25 protein-coding genes are annotated in these 25,698 nt (G+C 61.6%); 17 read left to right on the top strand and 8 right to left on the bottom strand.

The window, feature by feature from the left end; genetic code table 11:
• The first annotated feature begins 9 nt into the window (after positions 1-9).
• The 15 genes from flhA (at position 10) to yegS (ending at position 15,882) form a co-directional block, all read left to right on the top strand.
• Entirely contained in the window at positions 10-2,124 is a 2,115-nt protein-coding gene (gene flhA / locus ACI512_RS26440) for a flagellar biosynthesis protein FlhA (protein WP_268947352.1), read from the top strand.
• Between the two features lie 12 nt (positions 2,125-2,136).
• Entirely contained in the window at positions 2,137-3,453 is a 1,317-nt protein-coding gene (gene flhF / locus ACI512_RS26435) for a flagellar biosynthesis protein FlhF (RefSeq protein WP_015885175.1), read from the top strand.
• Positions 3,454-3,558: 105 nt separating this feature from the next.
• The gene (gene fleN / locus ACI512_RS26430; RefSeq protein WP_003192912.1) at positions 3,559-4,392 is read left to right on the top strand and encodes a flagellar synthesis regulator FleN; all 834 of its coding nucleotides are present in this window, start codon (positions 3,559-3,561) and stop codon (positions 4,390-4,392) included.
• The gene (gene fliA / locus ACI512_RS26425; protein WP_015885174.1) at positions 4,389-5,129 is read left to right on the top strand and encodes an RNA polymerase sigma factor FliA; all 741 of its coding nucleotides are present in this window, start codon (positions 4,389-4,391) and stop codon (positions 5,127-5,129) included. The genes fleN and fliA overlap by 4 nt, the downstream gene beginning before the upstream one ends.
• A 167-nt stretch (positions 5,130-5,296) precedes the next feature.
• Positions 5,297-5,671, top strand: coding sequence for a chemotaxis response regulator CheY (locus ACI512_RS26420; RefSeq protein ID WP_005790040.1), 375 nt, complete (start codon positions 5,297-5,299; stop codon positions 5,669-5,671).
• A gap of 18 nt (positions 5,672-5,689) precedes the next feature.
• Positions 5,690-6,478: a protein phosphatase CheZ gene (locus ACI512_RS26415; protein WP_064052735.1), complete on the top strand. Its 789-nt coding sequence runs from the start codon at positions 5,690-5,692 to the stop codon at positions 6,476-6,478.
• An 11-nt stretch (positions 6,479-6,489) separates the two neighbouring features.
• The gene (locus ACI512_RS26410; protein WP_064052736.1) at positions 6,490-8,706 is read left to right on the top strand and encodes a chemotaxis protein CheA; all 2,217 of its coding nucleotides are present in this window, start codon (positions 6,490-6,492) and stop codon (positions 8,704-8,706) included.
• A 48-nt stretch (positions 8,707-8,754) separates the two neighbouring features.
• Entirely contained in the window at positions 8,755-9,882 is a 1,128-nt protein-coding gene (locus ACI512_RS26405) for a chemotaxis response regulator protein-glutamate methylesterase (RefSeq protein ID WP_236381072.1), read from the top strand.
• Positions 9,882-10,622 (top strand): flagellar motor protein, encoded by a 741-nt coding sequence (locus tag ACI512_RS26400; protein WP_010166125.1) that lies wholly within the window; start codon positions 9,882-9,884, stop codon positions 10,620-10,622. Before ACI512_RS26405 ends, ACI512_RS26400 begins: the two co-directional genes overlap by 1 nt.
• A 196-nt stretch (positions 10,623-10,818) precedes the next feature.
• Complete coding sequence (gene motD, locus ACI512_RS26395; RefSeq protein WP_043205705.1) at positions 10,819-11,706, top strand: flagellar motor protein MotD; 888 nt, start codon at positions 10,819-10,821, stop codon at positions 11,704-11,706.
• A 50-nt stretch (positions 11,707-11,756) separates the two neighbouring features.
• Complete coding sequence (locus tag ACI512_RS26390) at positions 11,757-12,545, top strand: ParA family protein (protein WP_015885168.1); 789 nt, start codon at positions 11,757-11,759, stop codon at positions 12,543-12,545.
• Complete coding sequence (locus ACI512_RS26385) at positions 12,545-13,357, top strand: CheW domain-containing protein (RefSeq protein ID WP_236381070.1); 813 nt, start codon at positions 12,545-12,547, stop codon at positions 13,355-13,357. The genes ACI512_RS26390 and ACI512_RS26385 overlap by 1 nt, the downstream gene beginning before the upstream one ends.
• Positions 13,358-13,436: 79 nt before the next feature.
• Complete coding sequence (locus ACI512_RS26380; protein WP_005790025.1) at positions 13,437-13,919, top strand: chemotaxis protein CheW; 483 nt, start codon at positions 13,437-13,439, stop codon at positions 13,917-13,919.
• Positions 13,920-14,312 (top strand): DUF2802 domain-containing protein, encoded by a 393-nt coding sequence (locus ACI512_RS26375; protein ID WP_015885166.1) that lies wholly within the window; start codon positions 13,920-13,922, stop codon positions 14,310-14,312.
• 649 nt (positions 14,313-14,961) lie between these two features.
• Positions 14,962-15,882, top strand: a complete 921-nt coding sequence (gene yegS / locus ACI512_RS26370) for a lipid kinase YegS (RefSeq protein WP_015885165.1) — start codon at positions 14,962-14,964, stop codon at positions 15,880-15,882.
• On the opposite strand, the gene ACI512_RS26365 is transcribed toward yegS, so the two are convergent.
• From ACI512_RS26365 to ACI512_RS26355, 3 genes are all read right to left on the bottom strand, one after another.
• The gene (locus tag ACI512_RS26365; RefSeq protein ID WP_015885164.1) at positions 15,841-16,500 is read right to left on the bottom strand and encodes a response regulator transcription factor; all 660 of its coding nucleotides are present in this window, start codon (positions 16,498-16,500) and stop codon (positions 15,841-15,843) included. The two genes, yegS and ACI512_RS26365, sit on opposite strands and share 42 nt — an antisense overlap.
• Positions 16,497-17,390: a sensor histidine kinase gene (locus tag ACI512_RS26360; RefSeq protein WP_043205703.1), complete on the bottom strand. Its 894-nt coding sequence runs from the start codon at positions 17,388-17,390 to the stop codon at positions 16,497-16,499. Before ACI512_RS26360 ends, ACI512_RS26365 begins: the two co-directional genes overlap by 4 nt.
• Positions 17,391-17,761: 371 nt before the next feature.
• Positions 17,762-18,208 (bottom strand): hypothetical protein, encoded by a 447-nt coding sequence (locus ACI512_RS26355; RefSeq protein WP_064052858.1) that lies wholly within the window; start codon positions 18,206-18,208, stop codon positions 17,762-17,764.
• Positions 18,209-18,751: 543 nt separating this feature from the next.
• Between ACI512_RS26355 and ACI512_RS26350 the strand changes: the two genes are divergently transcribed.
• Both ACI512_RS26350 and ACI512_RS26345 read left to right on the top strand, forming a co-directional pair.
• Positions 18,752-19,687 (top strand): chemotaxis protein CheV, encoded by a 936-nt coding sequence (locus tag ACI512_RS26350; RefSeq protein ID WP_231809208.1) that lies wholly within the window; start codon positions 18,752-18,754, stop codon positions 19,685-19,687.
• 181 nt (positions 19,688-19,868) lie between these two features.
• Positions 19,869-20,675, top strand: a complete 807-nt coding sequence (locus ACI512_RS26345; protein WP_064052739.1) for an MOSC domain-containing protein — start codon at positions 19,869-19,871, stop codon at positions 20,673-20,675.
• A gap of 66 nt (positions 20,676-20,741) precedes the next feature.
• On the opposite strand, the gene ACI512_RS26340 is transcribed toward ACI512_RS26345, so the two are convergent.
• From ACI512_RS26340 to atuD, 5 genes are all read right to left on the bottom strand, one after another.
• Positions 20,742-21,026, bottom strand: a complete 285-nt coding sequence (locus ACI512_RS26340) for a pyrimidine/purine nucleoside phosphorylase (protein WP_231809207.1) — start codon at positions 21,024-21,026, stop codon at positions 20,742-20,744.
• Positions 21,027-21,089: 63 nt separating this feature from the next.
• Complete coding sequence (locus ACI512_RS26335; protein WP_015885158.1) at positions 21,090-21,632, bottom strand: exonuclease domain-containing protein; 543 nt, start codon at positions 21,630-21,632, stop codon at positions 21,090-21,092.
• A 72-nt stretch (positions 21,633-21,704) separates the two neighbouring features.
• Positions 21,705-23,588, bottom strand: a complete 1,884-nt coding sequence (locus tag ACI512_RS26330) for an acetyl/propionyl/methylcrotonyl-CoA carboxylase subunit alpha (protein ID WP_236378883.1) — start codon at positions 23,586-23,588, stop codon at positions 21,705-21,707.
• Positions 23,589-23,771: 183 nt separating this feature from the next.
• Positions 23,772-24,533, bottom strand: coding sequence for an enoyl-CoA hydratase/isomerase family protein (locus ACI512_RS26325; RefSeq protein ID WP_231808128.1), 762 nt, complete (start codon positions 24,531-24,533; stop codon positions 23,772-23,774).
• Positions 24,530-25,687 (bottom strand): citronellyl-CoA dehydrogenase, encoded by a 1,158-nt coding sequence (gene atuD / locus ACI512_RS26320; RefSeq protein ID WP_236378882.1) that lies wholly within the window; start codon positions 25,685-25,687, stop codon positions 24,530-24,532. Before atuD ends, ACI512_RS26325 begins: the two co-directional genes overlap by 4 nt.
• Positions 25,688-25,698: the final 11 nt, after the last annotated feature.

The raw sequence follows: 25,698 nt of genomic DNA, 5'->3' as shown, positions 1-25,698 counted from the left end.
CGCTCTCAAATGTTCGGCACGGCCCGTACCACCCTGACTGACCTCTCGCGGGGCAATCTGGGTGTGCCGTTGTTGTTGCTGGTCATGCTGGCAATGATGATGTTGCCGATGCCGCCGTTCCTGTTGGACGTGTTCTTCACCTTCAACATCGCCCTGTCGGTGGTGGTGCTGCTGGTGTGCGTCTACGCCTTGCGGCCGCTGGATTTCGCGGTATTCCCCACCATTTTGCTGGTCGCGACCCTGTTGCGCCTGGCGCTGAACGTGGCGTCGACCCGTGTGGTCATGCTCCACGGCCAGGACGGCCACGCCGCCGCCGGTAAGGTGATCCAGGCCTTCGGTGAGGTGGTGATCGGCGGTAACTACGTGGTCGGTATCGTGGTGTTTGCGATCCTGATGATCATCAACTTCGTGGTGGTGACCAAGGGCGCCGGGCGGATATCCGAGGTGAGCGCGCGCTTTACCCTCGACGCCATGCCCGGCAAACAGATGGCCATCGACGCCGACCTCAACGCCGGCCTGATCGACCAGAACCAAGCTAAAACCCGTCGTCTGGAAGTCGCCCAGGAAGCTGAGTTCTACGGCTCCATGGACGGTGCCAGCAAATTCGTGCGCGGTGACGCCATTGCGGGCTTGCTGATCCTGTTCATCAACCTCATCGGTGGCATGGCAGTCGGCATCTTCCAACACGGCATGACTTTCGGCGATGCGGGCAAGGTGTACGCCTTGCTGACCATCGGTGACGGTTTAGTGGCGCAATTGCCATCACTGTTGTTATCCACAGCAGCGGCGATCATGGTGACCCGTGCTTCGGGCTCCGAAGACATGGGCAAGCAGATCAGTCGCCAGATGTTCGCCTCGCCCAAGGCGCTGGCCGTGGCGGCGGGCATTATGGCGATCATGGGCATCGTGCCGGGCATGCCGCACGTGTCGTTCCTCAGCATGGCTGCGCTGGCCGGTGGCGGTGCGTACCTGTTCTGGAAGAAGCAGAACGCCGTCAAGGTTCAAGCCTTGCAGGAAGTCGCGCGCCAGCAGGAGCTGCTGCCATCCCCGGCCCGCGCCCAGGAAACCAAGGAGCTTGGCTGGGATGACGTGACCCCGATCGACATGATCGGCCTGGAAGTCGGCTATCGCCTGATTCCGCTGGTGGACCGCAACCAGGGCGGGCAATTGCTCGCGCGGATCAAGGGTGTGCGCAAGAAGCTGTCCCAGGACCTGGGCTTCTTGATGCCCACCGTGCATATCCGCGACAACCTCGACCTGGCGCCCAGTGCCTACCGCTTGACGCTGATGGGCGTGATCCTGGCCGAAGCCGAGATCTACCCGGACCGCGAGCTTGCGATCAACCCTGGGCAGGTGTTCGGCAGCCTCAATGGCATCACCGCCAAAGATCCGGCTTTTGGCCTGGAAGCGGTATGGATCGAAGTCAGCCAGCGCAGCCAGGCGCAGTCGCTCGGCTATACCGTGGTGGACGCCAGCACCGTGGTTGCCACTCACCTCAACCAGATTCTGTACAAGCACTCCCATGAGCTGATCGGCCACGAGGAAGTCCAGCAATTGATGGGTTTGCTCGGCAAAGCCTCGCCAAAGCTCGCCGAAGAGCTGGTGCCGGGCATCCTCTCGCTGTCGCAATTGCTCAAAGTGCTGCAGGCGCTGCTGGCCGAACAAGTGCCGGTACGCGACATTCGCAGCATCGCCGAGGCCATCGCCAACAACGCCGCCAAGAGTCAAGATACTGCCGCCTTGGTGGCTGCGGTGCGCGTCGGATTGTCGCGTGCAATCGTGCAAAGCATTGTAGGGCTTGACTCCGAGCTGCCTGTGATCACCTTGGAACCAAGGTTGGAACAAATATTGCTCAATAGTATTCAGAAGGCAGGACAAGGCCAGGAAGAGGGCGTTCTGCTGGAGCCAAGCATGGCTGAGAAGCTGCAGCGTTCGTTGATCGACGCCGCACAGCGCCAGGAAATGCAGGGCCAACCGGTGATCCTGCTGGTGGCAGGCCCCGTCCGGGCGATGTTGTCGCGGTTTGGACGCCTGGCAGTACCGAATTTGCACGTTTTGGCTTATCAGGAAATTCCTGACAACAAGCAAGTGACTATCGTCGCGACAGTAGGGCCCAACGGCTGAGGGTAGTGGGTTATGCAAGTTAAGCGTTTTTTCGCCGCCGATATGCGTCAGGCCATGAAACTGGTTCGTGATGAGCTGGGCGCCGACGCCGCGATTATCGGAAACCGTCGTATTGCCGGCGGTGTCGAGCTGACGGCTGCCCTGGATTACACCCCCCAGGCCCTGGCGCCACGCGTGCCGAACATGGAGCTTGAAGACGAGCTGCGCAAGACCGCTTCGCGCATTGTCTCGGCCCAGGCTGAGCTGAGCATGCGGGGCGACAGCGATGCCACCACCAATCGCCAGTTGTTCGCCGGCTTGCCGTTGACCGCTGCCGAGCCGCTGGTCGAGCCCACCTTCAAAGAGCCGCCACGTCCGGCCGCGCCTGCCCCGGCTGCGGCTGTCGACCAGCGCGTGTTCGACTCGATGCGTTTTGAACTCAACGGCCTGCGCGAACTGCTCGAAGTGCAGCTTGGCTCGCTGGCCTGGACCCAATTGCAAGGCAGCAAGCCGCAACAGGCCAACCTGTGGCGCCGTCTGCAACGCATCGGTTTGTCCGGCCCGTTGTCCCGCGACCTGCTGGCGCTGACCACCGAAATCGAAGAACCCCGCCAGGCCTGGCGCATGTTGCTGGCCCACTTGGCGCGCATGATTGCCACCCCGGAAATCGAACCCCTGGAAGAGGGCGGTGTGATTGCCATGGTCGGCCCAGCCGGCATGGGCAAGACCACCACCCTGGCCAAGCTGGCCGCACGCTATGTGCTCAAGTACGGCGCGCAGAATATCGCGCTGGTGAGCATGGACAGCTACCGCATTGGCGCCCAGGAACAGCTCAAGACCCTGGGCCGGATCCTCAACGTATCGGTGACCCATGTCGACCCGGGCCAGTCCTTGGCCAACGCCCTCGACCCGCTGCTGCGCAAGCGCGTGGTGCTGATCGATACCGCCGGCCTGCAAGCCAGCGACCCGGCGTTGCGCATGCAACTGGAAAGCCTGGCCGGTCGCGGCATCAAGTCGAAAAATTACCTGGTGCTTGCAACCACCAGCCAGAAACAAGTTCTTACCGCTGCGTACCACAGTTACAAGCGTTGTGGTCTGGCCGGTTGCATCCTCACCAAGCTCGACGAAACCGCGAGCCTGGGCGAGGTGCTGAGCCTGGCCATCAGTCATGAATTGCCGGTCGCCTACCTGACCGACGGACCGCGGATCCCGGATGATCTGCATCTGCCGCGCCGTCATCAGTTGGTCAGCCGCGCAGTCAGCGTGCAAATGCAAGAAGAGCCTAGCGAGGAAGCGATGGCCGATATGTTCGCCGACCTTTACCACAGCCCGGCAAAACGGGTGGGTTGAGTCAGGATGAACACCGTGAAATGTACCTACATCGATGGTCTGCAAGCGATTCACGCGGCCAAGCCATGTAGCCTGCGTCTAAGCAAGACAAGGTAAAGAAATAAAATGGGCAGCATGCATCCCGTACAGGTGATCGCGGTGACCGGCGGCAAAGGTGGCGTCGGGAAAACTAACGTGTCAGTGAATTTGTCCCTGGCCCTGGCAGAGCTTGGCCGTCGCGTCATGCTGCTGGATGCTGACCTGGGGCTGGCGAACGTCGACGTTCTGCTGGGGCTGACGCCCAAACACACCCTTGCCGATGTGATCGAGGGCCGCTGTGAGCTGCGCGATGTGCTGCTGCAGGGCCCCGGCGGCATCCGCATCGTGCCTGCCGCCTCCGGCACCCAGAGCATGGTGCACCTGAGCCCGGCACAGCATGCCGGGCTGATCCAGGCCTTCAGTGATATCGGCGACAACCTCGACGTGCTGGTGATTGACACCGCGGCCGGGATCGGCGAGTCCGTGGTCAGCTTCGTGCGCGCCGCGCAGGAAGTATTGCTGGTGGTCTGCGACGAACCCACCTCGATCACCGACGCCTACGCCCTGATCAAACTGCTTAATCGTGACTACGGCATGAACCGCTTCCGCGTCCTGGCCAACATGGCCCAGAGCCCGCAGGAAGGGCGCAACCTGTTCGCCAAGTTGACCAAGGTCACGGATCGCTTCCTCGATGTCGCCTTACAATACGTCGGCGCAGTTCCCTACGACGAGTGTGTGCGCAAGGCTGTGCAAAAGCAGCGTGCAGTCTACGAAGCGTTCCCTCGTTCCAAATGCGCATTGGCGTTCAAGGCTATTGCCCAGAAGGTCGATACCTGGCCGTTGCCCGCCAACCCTCGGGGGCATCTGGAGTTTTTCGTCGAGCGATTGGTGCATCAGACGAGCGCAGGACCCGTGCTATGACAGCGAACGGCTATAACGCTTACAAAAAGTCGGCCCGTGACAGCCAGGGTGAGTTGATCGAGCGCTACGCGCCACTGGTCAAGCGCATCGCCTATCACTTGCTGGCACGCCTGCCCGCCAGCGTGCAGGTCGAAGACCTGATCCAGGCGGGCATGATCGGTTTGCTCGAAGTGTCGACCAAATACGATGCGAGCAAGGGGGCGAGCTTCGAGACGTATGCGGGGATCCGTATCCGTGGCGCGATGCTCGACGAGGTGCGTAAAGGTGACTGGGCGCCACGCTCGGTGCATCGCAATACGCGCATGGTCAGTGACGCAATTCGCGCAATTGAAGCAAAAACCGGTCGCGACGCTAAAGATCACGAAGTTGCGGCCGAACTCCAATTGAGTCTCGACGATTATTACGGGATTTTGAACGATACCTTGGGCAGCCGCCTGTTCAGTTTCGACGACCTCTTGCAGGACGGCGAGCACGAAGGGCTGCACGAGGACGGCGCGAGTGCTCATATGGAGCCGTCGCGTGACCTGGAAGATGAACGCTTCCAGGGTGCGCTGGCGGACGCGATTGCCAATTTGCCGGAGCGTGAGCGGTTGGTGTTGGCGCTGTACTACGACGAAGAGCTGAACCTCAAGGAAATCGGTGAGGTCCTGGGGGTCAGCGAATCGCGGGTCAGCCAGTTGCACAGCCAGTGCGCAGCCCGCTTGCGGGGGCGTTTGGGAGAGTGGCGAGCGCGCTGACAGGCAGTGTGGGGACACTGCAGACGATACCGCGAGGGCAGCTAGCCTTCGCGGGTTCGACCCGTGGTGCCCGAGGCGTCCTTTTTGTGTAATGCCTGTTGATTGAAATGGCGCGTCCAGGTGCTGGGCGCGTTTAAGACTGCTTGGAGGTCGAATTGGACAAGAACATGAAAATCCTCATCGTTGATGACTTTTCAACGATGCGGCGGATCATAAAAAACCTGTTGCGTGACCTTGGGTTCACTAACACGGTCGAGGCGGATGACGGCATTACGGCGATTCCGATCCTCAACAGCGGGAGCATCGACTTTCTGGTAACGGACTGGAACATGCCGGGCATGACCGGTATCGACTTGCTGCGCCACGTGCGCGCTGACGAAAAACTACGCAGCCTTCCCGTGCTGATGGTGACCGCCGAAGCCAAGCGTGAACAGATCATCGAAGCCGCCCAAGCCGGGGTTAACGGTTACGTGGTCAAGCCATTCACTGCATTGGCCTTGAAAGAGAAGATCGAAAAAATCTTCGAACGCATCGGTCATTGATGCTGCCACGGGGGAGCTATGGACCATAACGAATCATCGCAGGCCGAGTTTGAGTCGACCCTGAAAAAACATGCTCGCGAGCTGGTCGACAGCCTTGAAAAAGGCCACTTTGGCGACGCAGTACAACTTATCCATCAGCTCAACCAGACCCGTGACCGCGGCCTGTATCAGGAAGTGGGCAAGCTCACGCGCGAGCTGCACAGTGCGATCGTCAATTTCCAGATTGACCCGCATATGCCCCAGGCCGAAGAGATCTCGCAGATCACCGATGCCACCGAACGCCTGTCCTATGTGGTCAGGCTGACTGAGGCGGCGGCCAACCGCACCATGGACCTGGTGGAAAACGCCACGCCTCTGGTCAACGGCATGGCCACCGAGGCCCAGGCCTTGAGCCACGACTGGGGCCGCTTCATGCGCCGCGAAGTCGGGGCTGAAGAGTTTCGTGAGTTGGCGCGTCGGGTCGACGGGTTCTTGTCACGCAGCGAGCAGGAAAACCGCACGGTTTCCAGCAACCTCAACGACATTCTGCTGGCCCAGGATTACCAGGACCTCACCGGTCAGGTGATCAAGCGTGTGACCCAATTGGTCACCGAAGTGGAAAGCAACTTGCTCAAATTGGTGCTTATGGCAGGCCAGGTTGATCGTTTCGCCGGCATTGAACATGACCGCGAAGCGATCCTCTCGGAAAAAGATCCACAAAAACATCTCGCCAAGGGTGAAGGTCCGCAGATTCATGCCGATAAACGTGAAGACGTTATGTCAGGTCAGGATGACGTAGATGACCTGTTATCCAGTTTAGGCTTCTAAGGAGCACACCCATGAGCTTCGGCGCCGATGAAGAGATCCTTCAGGATTTCCTTGTAGAGGCCGGCGAAATTTTAGAGCAACTGTCCGAACAACTGGTCGAGCTGGAAAGCCGCCCGGATGATGCGAACCTGCTCAATGCAATTTTTCGCGGTTTTCATACTGTAAAAGGGGGCGCCGGCTTCCTCCAGCTCCATGAGCTGGTGGAGTGCTGCCACATCGCCGAGAACGTGTTCGACATCCTGCGCAAGGGTGAGCGTCACGTTGATTCGGAGTTGATGGACGTGATTCTCGAAGCACTCGATGCGGTCAACGGCATGTTCAGCGAAGTGCGCGAACGTGCCCCGATCACCGCAGCCACCCCGGAACTGCTGGCCGCCCTGGCGCGCTATGCCGAGCCTGCCGACCTGTCGGCTGCGCCGGTGGCTGAAGCGGCGCCGGAACCTGTGGCAGAGCCCGAAGCGGATGTGACCGACAGCGAGTTCGAACAGCTGCTCAACTCCCTCAGTGCCGTCAAGGCCGAGGCAGAAGCACCGGCCGCCGTTGCTCCGGCAGCGGCGCCGACCAGCGAAGACATTACCGACGCTGAGTTCGAATCCCTGCTCGACCAGTTGCACGGCAAAGGCCAGTTCGCGGCCGACGCCGTGCCACCGGCTGCTGCTGCCGCGGCACCTGCCGCGCCCGTCAGCACTGACATCACCGACGACGAATTTGAAGCGTTGCTCGACCAACTGCATGGCAAGGGCACCTTCGCGGCCGATGCCTTGCCGGCCGTCGCCGCCGCGCCTGCAGCGGCTGCCAGCACTGCGGCGCCTGCCGCTGCTGCACCGGCAGGCGATGGGTTGATTTCCGATCACGAATTCGAATCCCTGCTGGACGAGTTGCACGGCAAGGGCAAGTTCAGCGAAGTTGCTCCGGCCGCTGCGGTGGCCACTGCTGCACCGGTTGCCGCCAAAGCCGCCGCCCCTGCACCGGCCGCCAAACCTGCGCCCGCACCGGCCGCCGCTCCGGCGCCTGCACGTGCTGCAGCGGCACCGGTTGCCGAGAAGCCCGCCAGTGAAGCCGAAACCACCGTGCGGGTTGATACCGCGCGCCTGGACGACATCATGAACATGGTCGGCGAACTGGTGCTGGTGCGTAACCGCCTGGTCCGCCTGGGCCTGAGCAGCGGCGATGAAGCCATGCAGAAGGCCGTGTCGAACCTCGACGTGGTGACCGCCGACCTGCAGACCGCCGTGATGAAAACGCGGATGCAGCCGATCAAGAAAGTCTTCGGCCGCTTCCCACGGCTGGTTCGTGACCTGGCTCGCCAGCTCAAGAAAGAGATCAACCTGGAACTGGTGGGTGAAGAAACCGACCTCGACAAAAACCTTGTCGAGGCCCTGGCCGACCCGCTGGTCCACTTGGTGCGCAACGCCGTCGACCACGGCGTGGAAACCCCGGAAGAACGCGAAGCCTCGGGCAAGTCCCGTGGCGGCAAGGTGATCCTGGCGGCGGAGCAAGAAGGCGACCACATCCTGCTGTCGATCACCGATGACGGCAAGGGCATGGACCCGAACATCTTGCGCAGCATCGCAGTCAAGCGTGGCGTGATGGACAAGGACGCCGCCGACCGCCTGACCGACACCGAGTGCTACAACCTGATCTTTGCCCCGGGCTTCTCGACCAAGACCGAGATCTCCGACGTGTCCGGCCGTGGCGTCGGCATGGACGTGGTGAAGACCAAGATCAGCCAGCTCAACGGCTCGATCAATATCTACTCGACCAAGGGCCAGGGCTCGAAGATCGTCATCAAGGTGCCGTTGACCCTGGCGATCATGCCGACCTTGATGGTGATGCTGGGCAACCAGGCGTTCGCCTTCCCGCTGGTCAACGTCAACGAAATCTTCCACCTCGACCTGTCGCGCACCAACGTGGTGGACGGCCAGGAAGTGGTGATCGTGCGCGACAAGGCGTTGCCGCTGTTTTACCTCAAGCGTTGGCTGGTGGCATCGGCTGCCCATGAAGAGCAGCGCGAAGGCCATGTGGTGATCCTCTCCGTGGGCACCCAGCGGATCGGCTTTGTCGTCGATCAGTTGGTGGGCCAGGAAGAAGTGGTCATCAAGCCTTTGGGCAAAATGCTGCAGGGAACCCCGGGCATGTCGGGTGCGACCATCACCGGTGACGGTCGGATCGCGCTGATTCTCGATGTTCCGAGCATGCTCAAGCGTTACGCCGCTCGGCGTATTTGATTCTGGTGGGGCAGGGCGGTAATGCCCGCCCCGCCTAACGGAGTGTTTATGGCAGTCAAGGTCCTGGTGGTGGACGATTCGGGTTTCTTCCGCCGTCGCGTCTCGGAAATTCTTTCCGCCGATCCAACGATCCAGGTGGTCGGCACGGCCACCAACGGCAAAGAAGCGATTGATCAAGCCATTGCGTTGAAGCCGGACGTGATCACCATGGACTACGAGATGCCGATGATGGATGGCATCACGGCAGTTCGCCATATCATGCAACGCTGCCCGACCCCGGTGTTGATGTTCTCCTCGCTGACCCACGAAGGCGCCCGAGTGACCCTCGACGCGTTGGACGCTGGCGCGGTGGATTTCCTGCCGAAGAATTTCGAAGACATCTCGCGCAACCCCGAGAAGGTCAAGCAGATGCTGTGCGAGAAGGTGCACAGTATTTCGCGCAGTAACCGACGCAGCCTGTTCAGCGCGCCGACGCCGACGCCTGCACCGGCCGCGGCCCCGTCTGCGCCTTCGTTTGGTCGACCTGCTCCAGCGCCAGCACCGGTTGCTCGGCCTGCCGTGGCGCCTGCCCGTGCATCGGCCCCCAGCGCTCATTCGCCGGCGCCCAAGCGCAAGGCCTACAAGCTGGTCGCCATCGGTACATCCACCGGCGGCCCGGTCGCCCTGCAGCGCGTGTTGACTCAGCTGCCGGCCAACTTTCCGGCGCCGATTGTGCTGATTCAGCACATGCCCGCTGCCTTCACCAAAGCCTTCGCCGAACGCCTGGACAAGCTGTGCCGCATCACCGTCAAGGAAGCGGAGGATGGTGACATCCTGCGCCCTGGCCTGGCGTTGCTGGCCCCAGGTGGCAAGCAAATGATGGTGGACGGGCGTGGCGCGATCAAAATCCTGCCGGGCGATGAGCGCCTGAACTACAAGCCGTGCGTGGATATCACCTTCGGTTCGGCAGCCAAGTCCTACGGCGACAAAGTTCTGGCGGTGGTGCTCACCGGCATGGGCGCCGACGGCCGTGAAGGCGCGCGCCTGCTCAAGCAGGGCGGCAGCGCCATCTGGGCGCAGGACGAAGCCAGCTGCGTGATCTATGGCATGCCCATGGCCATCGTCAAAGCGGACCTGGCCGACGCGGTCTACAGCCTGGACGATATCGGCAAGCATCTGGTGGAGGCTTGCCTCTGATGGATGTATTGAGCCTGATCGGCATCATCATGGCGTTTGTCGCGATCATCGGCGGCAACTACCTCGAAGGCGGCCATCTCGGCGCCTTGGCCAACGGTCCGGCAGCGTTGATCGTGATCGGCGGCACGGTGGGCGCGGCGTTGCTGCAGTCGCCCATGAGTTCGTTCAAGCGTGCCATGCAGATCCTGATCTGGATTATTTTCCCGCCGCGTGTCGACTTGCCGGGGGGCATCGACCGAGTGGTCAACTGGAGCCTCACCGCCCGCAAGGAAGGCCTGCTGGGCCTGGAAGGCGTGGCCGATGCCGAGCCCGACAGCTACGCGCGCAAAGGCCTGCAATTGCTGGTGGACGGTGCCGAGCCGGAAGCGATCCGCAGCATCCTGGAGGTGGATTTCTACACCCAGGAAAGCCGCGACATCAATGCCGCCAAAGTCTTTGAAAGCATGGGCGGCTACGCGCCGACCATCGGTATCATCGGTGCGGTCATGGGCCTGATCCACGTGATGGGCAACCTGGCCGACCCTTCGCAACTGGGCAGCGGGATTGCCGTGGCGTTTGTCGCCACCATCTACGGCGTGGCGAGTGCCAACCTGGTGCTGTTGCCGGTGGCGAGCAAGCTCAAGTCAATCGCCATGCGCCAGTCGCGTTATCGCGAAATGCTGCTCGAAGGCATCCTGTCGATCGCCGAGGGCGAGAACCCGCGTTCGATCGAATTGAAGCTCCAGGGCTTCATGGATTGATGGCCATGAGTATTTACTTGTGGCGAGCGAGCTTGCTCGCGTTGGGCTGCGGAGCAGCCCCAAGACGTGCAACCCGGTTTCCGCGAGAGCGCGGTGGTGTATTTATCAGGGCCGCTTCGCGCCCCAGCGCGAGCAAGCTCGCTCACCACAATGAACGGGTTGGCAGTGAGTACTGTGTTCAGCGAGGTAACCACCTGTGAGCCGTCGCCGTCGCGAGCCTGAAGAGCACGTCAACCACGAACGCTGGCTGGTGTCCTATGCGGACTTCATCACCTTGCTGTTCGCGTTTTTTGTGGTGATGTACTCCATCTCGTCGGTCAATGAAGGCAAGTACAAAGTCATTTCCCAGGCGCTGATCGGCGTGTTCAACGACGCCGACCGTGCCCTTAAGCCGATTCCTATCGGTGAAGAACGGCCCAAGACCGTGACCCCGGCCAAGCCGCTGGTCAACGACAGTGACGAAACCGCCGCCGGCGTGGGCGGCACCAGCGATCCGCTGAAAAGCATCGCCGACGACATCAGTGCCGCGTTTGGCGACCTGATCAGCTCCAACCAGATGACCGTGCGTGGCAATGAGTTGTGGGTGGAGATCGAGCTCAATTCCAGCCTGCTGTTCGCCAGCGCCGATGCGATGCCCAGCGACCAGGCGTTTACCATCATCGACAAAGTGGCGTCGATCCTGCGGCCGTTTGAAAACCCGATCCACGTGGAAGGCTTTACCGACAACTTTCCGATCAACACGGCGCAGTACCCGACCAACTGGGAACTGTCTTCGGCGCGTGCCGCCAGCATCGTTCGCATGCTCGCGATGCAGGGCGTGAACCCCGGACGGCTGGCCTCGGTGGGGTACGGCGAGTTCCAGCCGGTGGCCAATAACGCTACGGTGGAAGGCCGCGCGCGCAACCGTCGCGTGGTGCTGGTGGTGTCCCGCAACCTGGATGTACGCCGCAGCCTGACCGGCACGGGCACCGCCAATGCAACACCGGATGCGGCCTTGAAGCGGGCTGGCACACAAACTGCACCGGCCCCAGCAAAGCCGCCGGTTCGTCAGAGTGCCGTCAATTCTCCGTCGCCGGCTCAATAACCTATGCAATGTCTCGGTCGCGCCAATGCCTGCCGGGAGGAACCAACCGAATGAGAGTCTGGGCAGTTGCCAATCAAAAAGGTGGAGTCGGCAAGACCACCACCTCCATCGCTTTAGCCGGCTTGCTGGCGGAGGCGGGCAAGCGTGTGGTCGTGGTGGACCTGGATCCCCATGGCTCGATGACCAGCTATTTCGGCTACGACCCGGATGCGCTGGAGCACAGCAACTACGACCTGTTCCTGCACAAAGGCAGCGTGCCTGCCGACTTGCCGGGGCAACTGCTGCTGCCGACCAGCAATGAAAGCATTTCCTTGCTGCCGTCCAGCACCGCGCTGGCAACCCTTGAGCGCCAGTCGCCGGGGCAGAGTGGCCTGGGCCTGGTGATCGCCAAGACCCTGGCGCAACTGTGGCAGGACTTCGACTACGCGATTATCGACAGCCCGCCGTTGCTGGGCGTGCTGATGGTCAACGCCTTGGCGGCCAGCCAGCAACTGGTGATCCCGGTGCAGACCGAACACCTGGCGGTCAAAGGCCTGGAGCGTATGGTCAGCACCCTGGCGATGATCAACCGTTCGCGTAAGCAGGCGTTGCCCTACAGCATCGTGCCGACCCTGTTCGACCGTCGCACCCAGGCGTCCCTCGGCACGTTGCGCGTATTGCGCGATGCCTACCCGGACACCATCTGGAATGGCTACATACCGGTGGACACGCGCCTGCGTGACGCCAGCCGCGCCGGCCTGACGCCGTCGCAGTTCGACGGCAAGAGCCGTGGCGTGCTGGCGTACCGCGCGTTGCTCAAGCACCTGCTGTCCCAGCAACTTGTGGCGCAGGTGGCGTGATGAACCGTCCCGTCGAACTCAAGACCAAGACCCGGCCGCAACTGGCGCTGGAATCCTATCTGGATGCCTTGCTGCAGGAGGCCACGGCGCAAGAACTGCCCGAACCGATCCTGGTGCTGGAGCCCGTCGTCGAACCCGAAGCCGCACTGGATGAATTCCAGTTGGCGGTGCTGGAAGAACAAGCGCGTGACGCGCAGGTTGTGGTGCCGATCACGCCCACGGTGGTGGCGCCTGTCGTGGCTGCGCCTGTGGTGGTTGCATCCGTGGTGGTCGAGCCGGTGGTCGAAGTGCACCTGCCGCCGAGCATCACACCGCCACCGGTCACCGGTGATGGCCGCCCGGCGTGGGCCGCCGAGCCTTTCGAGTGCTTGCTGTTCGACGTCGCCGGGCTGACCCTGGCGGTGCCGCTGGTCTGCCTGGGCTCGATCTATTCCCTGGAAGGCCAGGAGCTGACGCCGCTGTTTGGGCAACCGGAGTGGTTCCTCGGCATCCTGCCCAGCCAGGCCGGCAACCTTAAGGTGCTGGACACCGCGCGTTGGGTCATGCCCGACCGCTACCGCGATGATTTTCGCCAGGGCTTGCAGTATGTGATTTCGGTGCAAGGCTATGAGTGGGGGCTGGCGGTGCATCAAGTCAGCCGCTCGTTGCGCCTGGACCCGAACGAAATCAAATGGCGCAGCCACCGGGGCCAACGGCCTTGGCTGGCGGGTACCGTGATCGAACACATGTGCGCGTTGCTCGACGTCGCCGAACTGGCCGAGTTGATTGCCAGTGGCGCGGTCAAGGCGATGCCACAGAACAAACGCAGTTGATTGAACAATAAGGTCCGCATGCGAGTGCGGTCAGCGAAGCACACACGCCGTATACATCGGCATTTGAGGGGTCAGGGGTATGAATAAGTCAGCGTCCGCACAAGGTTTAGATGATCCGATCCTGCAATGGGTTACCTTCAAACTGGACAACGAAACCTACGGCATTAACGTGATGCGCGTGCAGGAAGTGCTGCGCTACACCGAGATCGCTCCGGTACCGGGTGCGCCAAGCTACGTGCTGGGCATCATCAACCTGCGCGGCAACGTGGTCACGGTCATCGACACGCGTCAGCGTTTCGGCCTGGATACCGTTGAAGTCAGCGACAACACGCGCATCGTGATCATTGAAGCCGACAAGCAAGTGGTCGGTATCATGGTCGACAGCGTGGCCGAAGTGGTTTACCTGCGCCAATCGGAAGTGGAAACCGCGCCGAACGTCGGTAACGAAGAATCCGCCAAATTCATCCAGGGCGTGTGCAACAAGAACAACGAACTGCTGATTCTGGTTGAGCTGGACAAGATGATGAGCGAAGAAGAATGGTCGGAACTGGAGAGCATCTGATTGTTCTTTGAGGCCGTGGTAATTGTCCTGGCCCTGTTGTGGGCCGGGACGTTGGCATTCTTGCTGCGTTATGTGCGCCAGCAGCGTGAGTTGGGCCTGCAACAGGCCGAGCGTGATGCGGTGCGTGACCGGCGCATTCTGGAGTTGGTCAAGCGGGTTGATCATTACCAGCAGAGTGCGGTGAAGGTGGGGGATGAGGTGCATGAACTGCGCGCCATTCTTGCGCCGTTGCCCGATAAACTTGCGCAGATTGAGCAGCGGGATCCTTCCAGTCTTTCGTTTGCACAGGCTGCGAAGTTGGTGGGGATGGGGGCTACGGTGGATGAGCTTACTCAATCGTGTGGGTTGACCCAGGCTGAGGCGCAGTTGATGAGTAAGCTTCATAAGAGCTGACTGGGTACATATCCATTTCTGCGGTAAAGGCTGATAGGGGTTCCGCTCTTACAGCGGGTCACTTTTGGAAGAGCGCCAAAAGTAACCAAAAACGCTTCGCCCCAACACTCGGTGCCTCGCCGAGGCTCGGCATGCCCTCACTCCGGCTTTGGAGCGTGGGCCGCCGCGATGGGCCATCCTTGGCCCAGCGCGGCTAACCCGGCGTCCTGCCGGGTTACCCAAGCTCCAAAGCCTGCGTTCGGCCAGCGTGTTTGACGGGGCGCCCTAGATCAAGATCAAAAGCAAGAGCACGGCGGCCTGGTAGCCGACCTGAGTGGTGTGGAGCAAAAGCAGGGCTGATTGATTCCTCAGCCCAGGGTGGCGGCCTTAGAACCGGTCGGTTTCTTAACTGTCGATCTCGGTTAATGTGGGAGGGGGCTTGCTCCCGATAGCAGTGGGGCAGTCACAGATGCATCAACTGACACACCGCCATCGGGGGCAAGCCCCCTCCCACCGTTTGATCTCCATACATCAGGTAGCCCCGAGCCTAGGCGAGGTGCCGGGGGGACAGGCCCACCATTACCAAAAAAATGGATAGGCGCTCAGTAAACCAAACCCACTCCCCAAAGGTCCCATCCTCCAAGCACCTTTGAATCAGGAGATTCCCCCAATGACCACCCCCAAAGCACTGTTGATCCTCCACGGCAAGCAAGCCCTCAACGAGGACGTGCGCGCCGCTGTGCAGGCCCGGCGCGAGCAGGGCGGGGAATTGGCGGTGCGGGTCACCTGGGAAGGCGGCGACGCCCAGCGCCTGGTCAACGAAGCCTTGGCTGACGGCTACACCCACATCATCGCCGGTGGCGGCGACGGCACCCTGCGCGATGTGGCCGAAGCCATGGCCCAGGCCAAGACCGACGCCAGCCTGGTGCTGATGCCGCTGGGCACCGCCAACGATTTCGCCAAGGCCGCCGGCGTGCCGTTGGAGCCCGCCCAGGCGCTGGCGCTGCTGGACGTGCCGCCCAAAGCCATCGACCTCGGCCAGGTCGGTGGGCAAATCTTCCTCAACATGGCGACCGGCGGTTTCGGCAGCCAGGTCACCGCCAACACTTCCGAAGACCTGAAAAAAGTCCTCGGCGGTGCGGCCTACCTGTTCACCGGCTTGACGCGTTTCAGCGAGTTGAAGGCTGCCTATGCCGAGCTGGATGGTCCCGATTTCCACTGGAAAGGCGAACTGCTCGCCCTGGGGATCGGCAACGGTCGCCAGGCAGGCGGTGGGCATGAGCTATGCCCAGGCGCGATGGCCGACGACGGCCTGCTGGATGTCAGCATCCTGCCGGCGCCCCAGGAAGTGGTCGGTACGTTGCGTGAGCTGATGAACAATGGCTGGGGCCTGGACACCATGTTCGTGCGGGCGCGGCTGCCGTGGGTGAATATCAAGGTTGCACAGGGCCTGTACATCAACCTGGATGGTGAGCCGCTGGAGGGTGATGACCTGCACTTCGAGGCCTTGCCCAAGGCCTTGCGGGTGCACTTGCCGGTGGGTTCGCCGTTAGTCGTCCAGGCTGATGATCTGCTCGCGCACCGCGAATAGCACCAGGCCGGCCACGTCGAATATTTGCAGGCGCTTCATGATCTGCGAGCGGTGCGCCTCGACGGTCTTGATGCTCAGGCCCAGGCCGTGAGCGATCTCCCGGGTGGACTTGCCGCGCACGATCAAGCGCAGGATCTCCAACTGCCGCGCCGTGAGGTTGTGGCTGTGGCCGGCGGGTGTGATCGGCCCCTGGCTGCGCACCAGCGCCTGGTTGATCACCGTGTGGGCAATCGCCGGGCTCAGGTAGCGCTCGTTGTTGCGCAACGCCAGCAGCGCGTGTTCCAGCTCGTTGGCTGTTGTGTCCTTGAGCAGATAACCATGGGCCCCGGACTCCAGCGCGCACATGATCAGCTCCGGGTCGGTGTGCATCGACAGGATCAGCACCTTGCTCTTGGGGTAGGCGCGCTTGAGTTGCTGCAAGGCATCCAGGCCGCCGGTGTGCTTCATCGACAGGTCCAGCAGCACGATATCGGGCAGCAGGGCACTGAACTGCTCCAGTAATTGCGCGCCATCGTTGGCTTCGCCGATCACCGTGTAGCCGGGAATGTCTTGGACCAGCGCGCGGACGCCGGCCCGGATCAGTGCATGGTCATCTACCAGGAGTAATTTGCAGGTCACTCGAGAACCTTAGGGGAACTGGCCCGTTCGAGGGCGCGCGGCGCCCAGGGGAAAAGCGCTTCGATCCGTGTTCCTTTGCCTGGCTGGCTGCTGACGGATAATGAACCGCCAAGCTGATCAATCCGCTCGGACATGCCGGCCATGCCCCGTTGGCCTTCCAGGCCTGGGTTGATGGCCGGCGAAAAGCCCTGGCCGTCATCACTGATAAACAGCGAGAGGCCCTCGGGCAGACGTTGCAGGCGAACCAGCAGATTGCGCGCCTGGGCGTGGCGCAGCATGTTGGTCACCGCTTCCTGGGTGATCCGAAAGGCGGCCACGGCCGTTTCTTCCGGGATACCGGTCAGCCGTTGCTGGCATTCCAGGCTCCAGTGGATCGGGGTGTTTTCCAGGGTCTTGAGCAGGTGCGCACGCAGGCTGGCTTCCAGGCCCAGGCTGGCTAACTGGCGAGGATTGAGGATGGCGGAGACGTCGCGCACCTTGGCCAGGGTTTCGTTCAGGGTGTTGCACAGCACCGTGCACTGGCTTTGCAGGTCGTCGGGCAGGCGGCGCTTGAGCCATTCGCTTTGCAGCTTGGCGGCGGTGAGCAGTTGGCCGATATCGTCGTGCAATTCGCGGCTGAGGCGGTGGCGTTCGTTCTCCTGCACTTGCAGCAGGCGGTCGGCCAGTTCCTGGGGCTGGAACTTGATCGACTTGCGTGACCGCCACTGTTGCAGGCCAACCACCACCAGGGTGGCCAGGTTGAGCACAATCACCAGCAATGGAAGCGGCGCGGAGCGGGTATAGGCCCACAGGCTCAGCAGCAGCGAGCCAAGGCACAGGGCGAGGATCAAACGGCGTGCATTACTGCGGGACGCGGACCATGCGAAGAGTGTCTTGAGACTGGCGTACATAGCGGATGGAGCCAATGAGGGTTCGCTGCGGGAAGTCCGGTCACGGCGGCTGACAGGGCTCTGTTTAGAATGCGTTATCGAATCGTGTTTATGCATGATGAAGTTGAGTCACTTCGAGTGGGGCATAGTACCACCACTATTACCGTTGGTCGCCTGGTGCCGTGCCTGGTGGGGTTTTTAACCGCACAAATGCTCCGGGCGGTATTCCCAGAGTTTATGGCGTGGGGGAGTTATATTATTTGCGTTTGATTGTATCGTTATGACCGTTAATGGCTAATTGATATCTTTTTCTGCGAAATTCAACCCCATTGTATTAATAGGGTTATGTCGTTTTCAGATAACTTCAGGTTTAAATACGACCTGATATTCGATCAAGACGCGTGATGTATCCGTTGTTGCGGTTTAGAACCGAAATCTTTTTGCGGAATATGCAGCGTTACAGTGGCAATCAGCGTCGTTTGCTCTGTTTCATCCAATCCCAGTTTGCCGGTCTTTGCATCAATCAACTCCAACTGCCAGGCCAGCAATGTCAGGCATTGTTCCAGCGCGTCCAGGGCTTGATCATGCAGATGCAAAGGGTTTTCGGCATTGGCGATCAGGTACTGGATATGCCGCGAGAATTCGCTGATCGCCCGAAGGGCCAGGCAGTCGGCCTTTTCGGCGAGCTTGATCAGGCTGACCTTCATGCAGTCGATGGCGTCGCTGTCGTTGCGGATCATGTGCAGGTGGCTCAGGCACTCTTCCGATTTGGCCAGCAGTTTTTCAGCCTCGTGCAGGAATTCGGGCAATGCAAGTTGCCACTCGTTACCGTCGTTCATCATGCAAGTCTCCACAACAGAAGGTCGGGTGATGAGATGTCGCTCCGGGTGAATGGCTTCAAACTAGCGCTGAAATATGACTGAAATCTGTAGGTCGCTTCTGAGATTTCAGTAGGACATTTATTAGAATGACGGCGACGGCTGTGCGCGGCGAGCATGAGCGGAGTCCATTGCACACCTTCAATTGCCGACATCTGAATGTCCGAAAGGCCCGTGGGCCGAGGGCTTGGGATGGCAAACAAAAGCCTGACTCCATTCATGCATTGAGAATGGCGTCACATTAATGGCTATTAGATATTGCGAATATCAGGTTGGGCCTGATTGTGCGTAGGGGAATCCCTTACGCGGCGGAACCTTGCGTCGAAATGAATGTCGCGCAACGTCGCTACACCCCTGTCTGGAGAGGCCAGTGCAGTAAACCATGATGTCAGTGTGACATCAATGAATTTACGTGGCATTTTACCGGGGTCAAGGTCTGGCGTTCGCCGCCGATAACCCACTGTATGTGAACTGCACAATCCCTTAGCGCATCAGGAGCTTTTAATGGCCGGCATTCTCGACACGGTAGATCAACGCACGCAACTGGTGGGTGAGAATCGCCTGGAGATCCTCATGTTCCGCCTGGCCGGGCGTCAGTTGTTCGCGATCAACGTGTTCAAGGTGCAGGAAGTCCTGCAACTGCCCAAGCTGACGTTGATGCCGCAACGCCATCCGTTTGTGTGCGGCGTGGTCAACCTGCGGGGGCAGACCCTGCCGGTGATCGACCTGTCCCAGGCCATCGGCATGCGCCCGTTGGTGCCGGGTCCCAACAGCACCATTATCGTCACCGAGTACAACCGCTCGGTGCAGGCGTTCCTAGTGGGCGGCGTGGACCGCATCGTCAACATGAACTGGGAAGCCATCCTGCCGCCGCCGACCAGTGCCGGACGCCAGCATTACCTCACCGCCATCAGCAAGGTCGACGACCAGTTGGTGGAAATCATCGACGTGGAGAAAGTCCTGGCCGAAATCGTGCCCTACAACGCCAAGGTCTCGCGTGAAAAACTCGACGACCCGATCCTGGAACGCGCCCGTGGCCGTGAAGTGCTGCTGGTGGATGACTCCAACGTGGCCCTCTCGCAACTGCGCGACACCCTTGGCCAACTGGGCGTGAAGATGCATATCGCCAGCGACGGTCTCAAGGCGCTGAATATGCTCAAGGCTTGGGCCGACGCCGGCCATGTGATGACCGACAAACTGTTGATGATCTTCACCGACGCCGAAATGCCCGAGATGGACGGTTACCGCCTCACCACCGAGATCCGCAACGACCCACGCCTGCGCAAACTTTACGTGGTGCTTCACACCTCGCTGTCGGGCAGCTTCAACGACTCGATGGTGAAGAAGGTCGGCTGTGACAACTTCCTGTCCAAATTCCAGCCCGACAAGCTGGTGGACGTAGTGCGTCAACGTCTGATGCTCGACGAAGTGCCCGCCTGACTGTAGTGAGCGGGCTTGCCCCGCGCTGGGGGGCGAAGCCGCCCCACATTCGGCCACCACGGTTTGTCCGTAATAACGGCGGTGATCGGGTTGGGGCGGCTGCGCCCCCCAGCGCGGTGCAAGCCCGCTCACTACAAGAGCGGTTATAGTGTCGGCTTTACTCCTTCAGGAATGCAGGCCCATGCTTCGTCTCAGCGCGTTGTACCGTTACCCCTTGAAGTCCGGCAAGGCCGAAATACTGCAACAGGTCGGCCTGGATAAACTCGGGGTGGACGGCGATCGACGCTGGATGCTGGTGGACGAAGCCAGCGGACGTTTCCTCACGCAACGGGCCGTGGCCAAGATGAGCCAGCTGTCGGCGCTGTGGAACAGCAGCGGCGGGCTCACCCTGAGTTCGCCTGGCTACACGCCGCTGGACGTGACCCTGCCCGACAACGAGGCCGAACTGCGTGGCGTGACCATCTGGCGTGACACCTTGCGCGTGCCGGATGCGGGCGACGCGGCTGCCGCGTGGGTCAGCGACTTCATCGGCAAGCCGACACGGCTGGTGCAAATCCCTCTCGAACGTGCCCGCACCACCCAGGCCGGTTATGGCAAGGATGATGACCAGGTCGCCTTCGCCGACGGTTATCCGTTGTTGGTGATCGGCCAGGCCTCGCTGGACGACCTCTCGCAACGCATCGGCCGCCCCATGGAAATGCTGCGTTTTCGTCCCAACCTCGTGATCGAAGGCAGCGAAGCCTTTGCTGAAGACGGCTGGAAGCGCCTGCGCATCGGCGATGTGGAGTTCCGTGCGGTCAAGCCGTGCTCGCGCTGCATCCTTACCACCATCGACCCGCAGACCGGCGAACGCAGCGCCGACCGCGAACCCTTCGCCACGCTGGAAACCTATCGCAAGACCGAGGATGGCGCGATTTTCGGCCAGAACCTGGTCAACGACGGCGTGGGTCGCCTGGAAGTCGGGATGCCGGTGACGATTCTCGAGTAATGTGCCGTAGCCATAAAAAATGCCCGTCTCCTGCGAGACGGGCATTTTTTTGCCTGCTGGTCACCCTTAGCCGCGGTATTCGCACAGGTAGGCGGTGTCCACGGCGACCTTCAGCTGGAACTTGCTGTTGGCCGGCACGTTGAACTGGCTGCCGGCGGCGAAGGTTTCCCACGCGCTGGCGTCAGGCAGCTTGACGGTCAGGGCGCCGGACACCACGTGCATGATTTCACGCTGGGCGGTGCCGAATTCGTATTCGCCGGGGGCCATTACGCCGATGGTCGCCGGACCTTCTGCAGTGCCGAAAGCGATCGACTTGACGGTGCCGTCGAAGTACTCGTTGACTTTAAACATGGGCGATTCCTCGGAAAAGGGTCTGGAAAGGTCGGCCAGTATGCCCAAGGGCAGGGGAACTGCCTAGACCGGCAAAATCAGCGGCAACAGGCGCGCGGTGTTGCGGGCGTCCTCCAGCGCGCGATGTTGCTGGCCATGGAACTGCATACCCGCCAGTTGCAGGGCGCCATTGAGCCCCAGGGGCTTGTCCAGGCGCCGTGCCTTGGCGAAGCGCTGCTTGAGGTTCACATGGGGCGTGTGGGCGAGTGCGCTGGCCAGGCCATGGCGTTGCCACTCCAGTTCAAGCTGCGCGCGGTCGTAGTCACCCCAACTGGCCCAGCCCTCCAGGCGTGCGTGGTGCTGGCCCAGCCAACGCTCGAACAGTGGCCACACCTCGGTGATCGGCGCCGCGCCGTCCATGTTCGCCTGGGTGATGTGGGTCAGCTGGCGGCAGAAGGGCGTCAGCAATGGCCGCCGCAGCGGCCGCACAAAGCGCTGGAAGTGGTCCAGTTCGCGGCCCTGGCGGTTGACCAGGCTCGCGCCGATCTCGATGACTTCCATCTCCGTCACGGGCCAGCCGCCTTCATCCGTTGTGGCTTCAAGGTCAATAATCAGCCAATGAGGCATCGCGCAGGTTCCCGTACTCTTCCCTTTCTGTTGGGGGTAGAGCGTAGCCCGGCCCTGTAGTTCCGCCTAGGGCTAGACGATCTCGATTAACACCTGGCGATTGCGCACTTGATCACCCGCAATGACCTGCACCCCCTTGATCACGCCGTCGATACCGGCCGTCAGTGGGTGCTCCATTTTCATCGCTTCGAGCACCAACAGCAGTTGGCCTTTGGTGACGCTGTCACCGGCGCTGACCCGCACATCGACAATTGCACCGTCCATCGGCGCCTTGACCGTCCCGCTGCTGGCCTCGGCCTGGCGGCTGGCGACCTGCTGGGTGCGGTCGGTCACCGTCAGGCCGGGTAGCCACAGTCGATTACCGTCGAGGTGATAGGCCATGCGACGGCGAATGCCGTTGAACACCCCTATGGCGTAGCCACCTTCGGTAGTGAGTGGCAGGGGCTCAGCGCTGACGTCGTGGATCTCGCCGTTGACCTCCAGGCGGTAGGTGCAGAGCGTGTTTGCGGTGTTGCGCCAGCCTGCCAGTGCTGGGGGATGCGGGTGCGCGCTGTGTGCGTAAAACAACGCGGCGGCCAGGCTAAGGTGTTCTTTTGATGGGGGCTGGGGCGGGATCTCGCTGAAGTGTTGCGCGATAAACCCGGTGCTGAAATCACCCGCGATAAACTCCGGGTGCTTGAGCAGATCGGCCAATAATCGTTGATTGGTCGCCACCCCCAACAGCAACGTGTCTTCCACCGCCCGCAACAACTTGCGCCGCGCCTCTTCGCGGGTGGCGCCATGGGCGATGATCTTGCCCAGCATCGGGTCATAGAACGGGCTGATGCGTTGGCCTTCTACGACACCGTGGTCAATGCGTACGCCCGCCGCCGGTTCCCAGCGCAGCACATCGCCGGTTTGCGGCAGGAAGCCCTGGGCCGGGTCTTCGGCGTACAGGCGCACTTCCATGGCGTGGCCGCTCAGGGTGACCTCCGCCTGTGTCAGCGGCAGCGGTTGGCCGGCGGCGATCTGCAGTTGCCAGTCCACCAGGTCGAGGCCGGTGATCAGCTCGGTCACCGGGTGCTCCACTTGCAGGCGGGTGTTCATTTCCAGGAAGTAGAACCGGCCGTGGCGGTCGAGCAGGAACTCCACGGTGCCGGCGCCGACGTAGTTCACCGCGCGTCCGGCCTTCAGGGCAGCTTCGCCCATGGCCAGGCGCAGCTCGGGTGTCATGATGGGGCAGGGGGCTTCTTCGATGACTTTCTGATGGCGGCGCTGGATCGAACAGTCGCGTTCGCCGAGGTAGATCAAGTGGCCGTGGCTGTCGCCGAACAGCTGGATTTCGACGTGACGCGGGTCGATCAGAGCGTGTTCGAGGATCAATTCGTCGCTGCCGAAGGCGTTCTTGGCTTCCGAACGGGCGGTCTGCAGGTTGTTCAACAGGTCTTTTGCGTGGTGCACCAGGCGCATGCCGCGACCACCACCGCCGGCGCTGGCTTTGATCATCAATGGGTAGCCGATGCGCTCGGCTTCTTGTTGCAGGGTGACGTCGTCCTGGGCGCTGCCTTGGTAGCCGGCGATGCAGGGCACGCCGGCGTCGAGCATGGCGAGTTTGGACAGGCGTTTGCTGCCCATCAGTTCGATGGCGGCGACGCTGGGACCGATGAAGGTGAGGTTGGCGTGTTGGCAGGCGCGGGCGAAGTCGGGGTTTTCGGAGAGGAAGCCGTAGCCGGGGTGGATGGCGTCGGCACCGGTGAGTGTGGCGGCGTTGAGGATGGCTTCGATGTTGAGGTAAGACTGTTGGACGGGGGCGGGGCCGATGTAGACGGCTTCGTCGGCCATCTGGACGTGCAGGGCCTGGGCGTCGGCTTCGCTGTAGACGGCGACGGTGCGGTAGCCCAGGGCTTGAGCGGTGTGTTGGATGCGGCAGGCGATTTCGCCGCGGTTGGCGATCAGGATTTTCGTTAGCTGCGGCATTGTTGCGGTCCTCGAGTACACATCCATTTCTGCGGTAACGGCCGCGGATTCAAGCCTGCGTTCGGCCAGCGTGTTTGACGGGGCGCTCCCAGATCAAAAGCAAAGCGCGGCGGCCTTAGAGCCGACCGGTGTGGTTGTGGCGTACTCAGTACAAATGTGGGAGGGGGCTTGCCCCCGATGGCGTTATTTGCACCACCGAGGCTTTCTTTTCTGTACAAACGCCTGCGTCCCCTCAATCCCTTCCTCACTCCTTACCGCTTCGGCAAACCACTGCGCCCCACGGTCCAGCACGGCCTCAAGCGGTTCATCCACACTGGCCAGCAACAGGGATTTGGTCCGTCCATTCGCGCCCGGTGCGCAGCGCAGCACCTGTCCCAACACTTCATCCAGCCGTTCCGCCAATGCCTGCGGGTCGCGTTCGGTGAAGTGCACGACGCCCAGTCGCTCGGCTTCCAGGCCGTCAAAGCGCGCCGCGGTCAGCGCCAAGCGGCGGGCTTGGGTCAGGCCGATACGCTTGACCACAAACGGCGCGATTTGCGCCGGCAGTAAGCCCAGGCTGGTTTCCGGCAGGCCGAATTGCGCCTGGTGATCGGCGATGGCGATATCACTCACGCACGCCAGGCCAAAGCCGCCGCCCAGCACCGCGCCTTGCAGCACCACGATCACGACTTGCGGTACCGCTTCGACTTCCTGCAGCAAGGTGCCGAACGCGCGGTTCAGCGCTTGGAGTTGATTGCCCGCGGTGACCAGGTCCTTCACATCGGCGCCGGCGCAGAAGTGCCCGCCGGCCCCGCTGATCACCAGTGCGCGGACCTGGCTGTCCAATTGCGCCAGCACCGTGCGCAGTTCGTTGACCATCTCCAGGCTCATCGCATTGCGGTTTTCCGGGCGGTTGAGGGTGATGTGCAGTACGCCGTTATGGGGTTCGAGCAATAAGGTGTTCATGGCTTTTTCCCAGGCAAGGTGCCCATCAGTTTGCAGAGGATGCCCAGCATGATTTCGTCGGCGCCGCCGCCGATCGAGACCAGGCGCACATCGCGATAGGCGCGGGCGACGGGGTTGTCCCACATGAAGCCCATGCCGCCCCAGTATTGCAGGCAGCTGTCGCTGACTTCTCGGCCCAGGCGCCCGGCCTTGAGCTTGGCCATGGAGGCCAGGCGAGTCACGTCCTGGCCTTTGATGTATTGCTCGGTGGCCTGGTAGACCAGCGCGCGCAGGCATTCGATTTCGGTGGAGAGTTCGGCCAGGCGAAAGTGGATGACCTGGTTGTCGATCAGCGCCTTGCCGAAGGTCTGGCGCTCCTTGCAGTATTCGATGGTGCTGTCGATGCAATGCTCCAGGCCCTTGATCATGTTGGCCGCGCCGAACAGGCGTTCTTCCTGGAACTGCAGCATCTGCATCATGAACCCCGCGCCCTCGTGGCCGATGCGGTTGCGCTGCGGCACGCGCACGCCGTCGAAGAACACCTGGGCGGTCTCGGAGCTGTGCATACCGAGTTTTTCCAGGGGCGGGCTGACGCTGATGCCGGGGGTGTTCATCGGCACCATGATCAGCGATTTGTTGATGTGCGGCTTGTCGTCGGAGGTGTTGGCCAGCAGGCAGATGAAGTCGGCGCTGGGTGAGTTGGTGATCCACATTTTGCTGCCGTTGATCACATAGTCGTCGCCGTCCTTGCGCGCATGGGTTTTCAGCCCGGCCACGTCGGAACCGGCGCCGGTTTCCGAGACACCGATGCAGCCGACCTGCTCGCCGCTGATGGCCGGACGCAGGAATTCATCCCGCAACTCATCGGAGCCGAAGCGGGCGAGGGCGGGGGTGCACATGTCGGTCTGCACGCCGATGGACATGGGAATGCCGCCGCAGTGAACGGTGCCGAATTCCTCGGCGGCGACGATGGAATAGCTGTAGTCCAGGCCCATGCCGCCGAATTTTTCCGGCTTGGAGATGCCCAGCAGGCCGAGGTCGCCGGCCTTGCGGAAAATGTCGTGGATGGGAAAGCGCCCGGCCTTTTCCCATTCGTCGACGTGGGGGTTGATCTCGCGATCGACGAAGGCGCGGACGGTGCGGCGCAGTTCCTGGTGTTCCTGGGTAAAGATCATTTTTTATTGTT

The organism is Pseudomonas petroselini (genome assembly GCF_045037875.1).
In the GTDB taxonomy this organism is placed as follows: Bacteria; Pseudomonadota; Gammaproteobacteria; order Pseudomonadales; family Pseudomonadaceae; genus Aquipseudomonas; species Aquipseudomonas petroselini.
The sequence above is the reverse complement of the archived record's forward strand: the minus strand, read 5'-3'. Positions and strand labels throughout refer to the sequence as shown.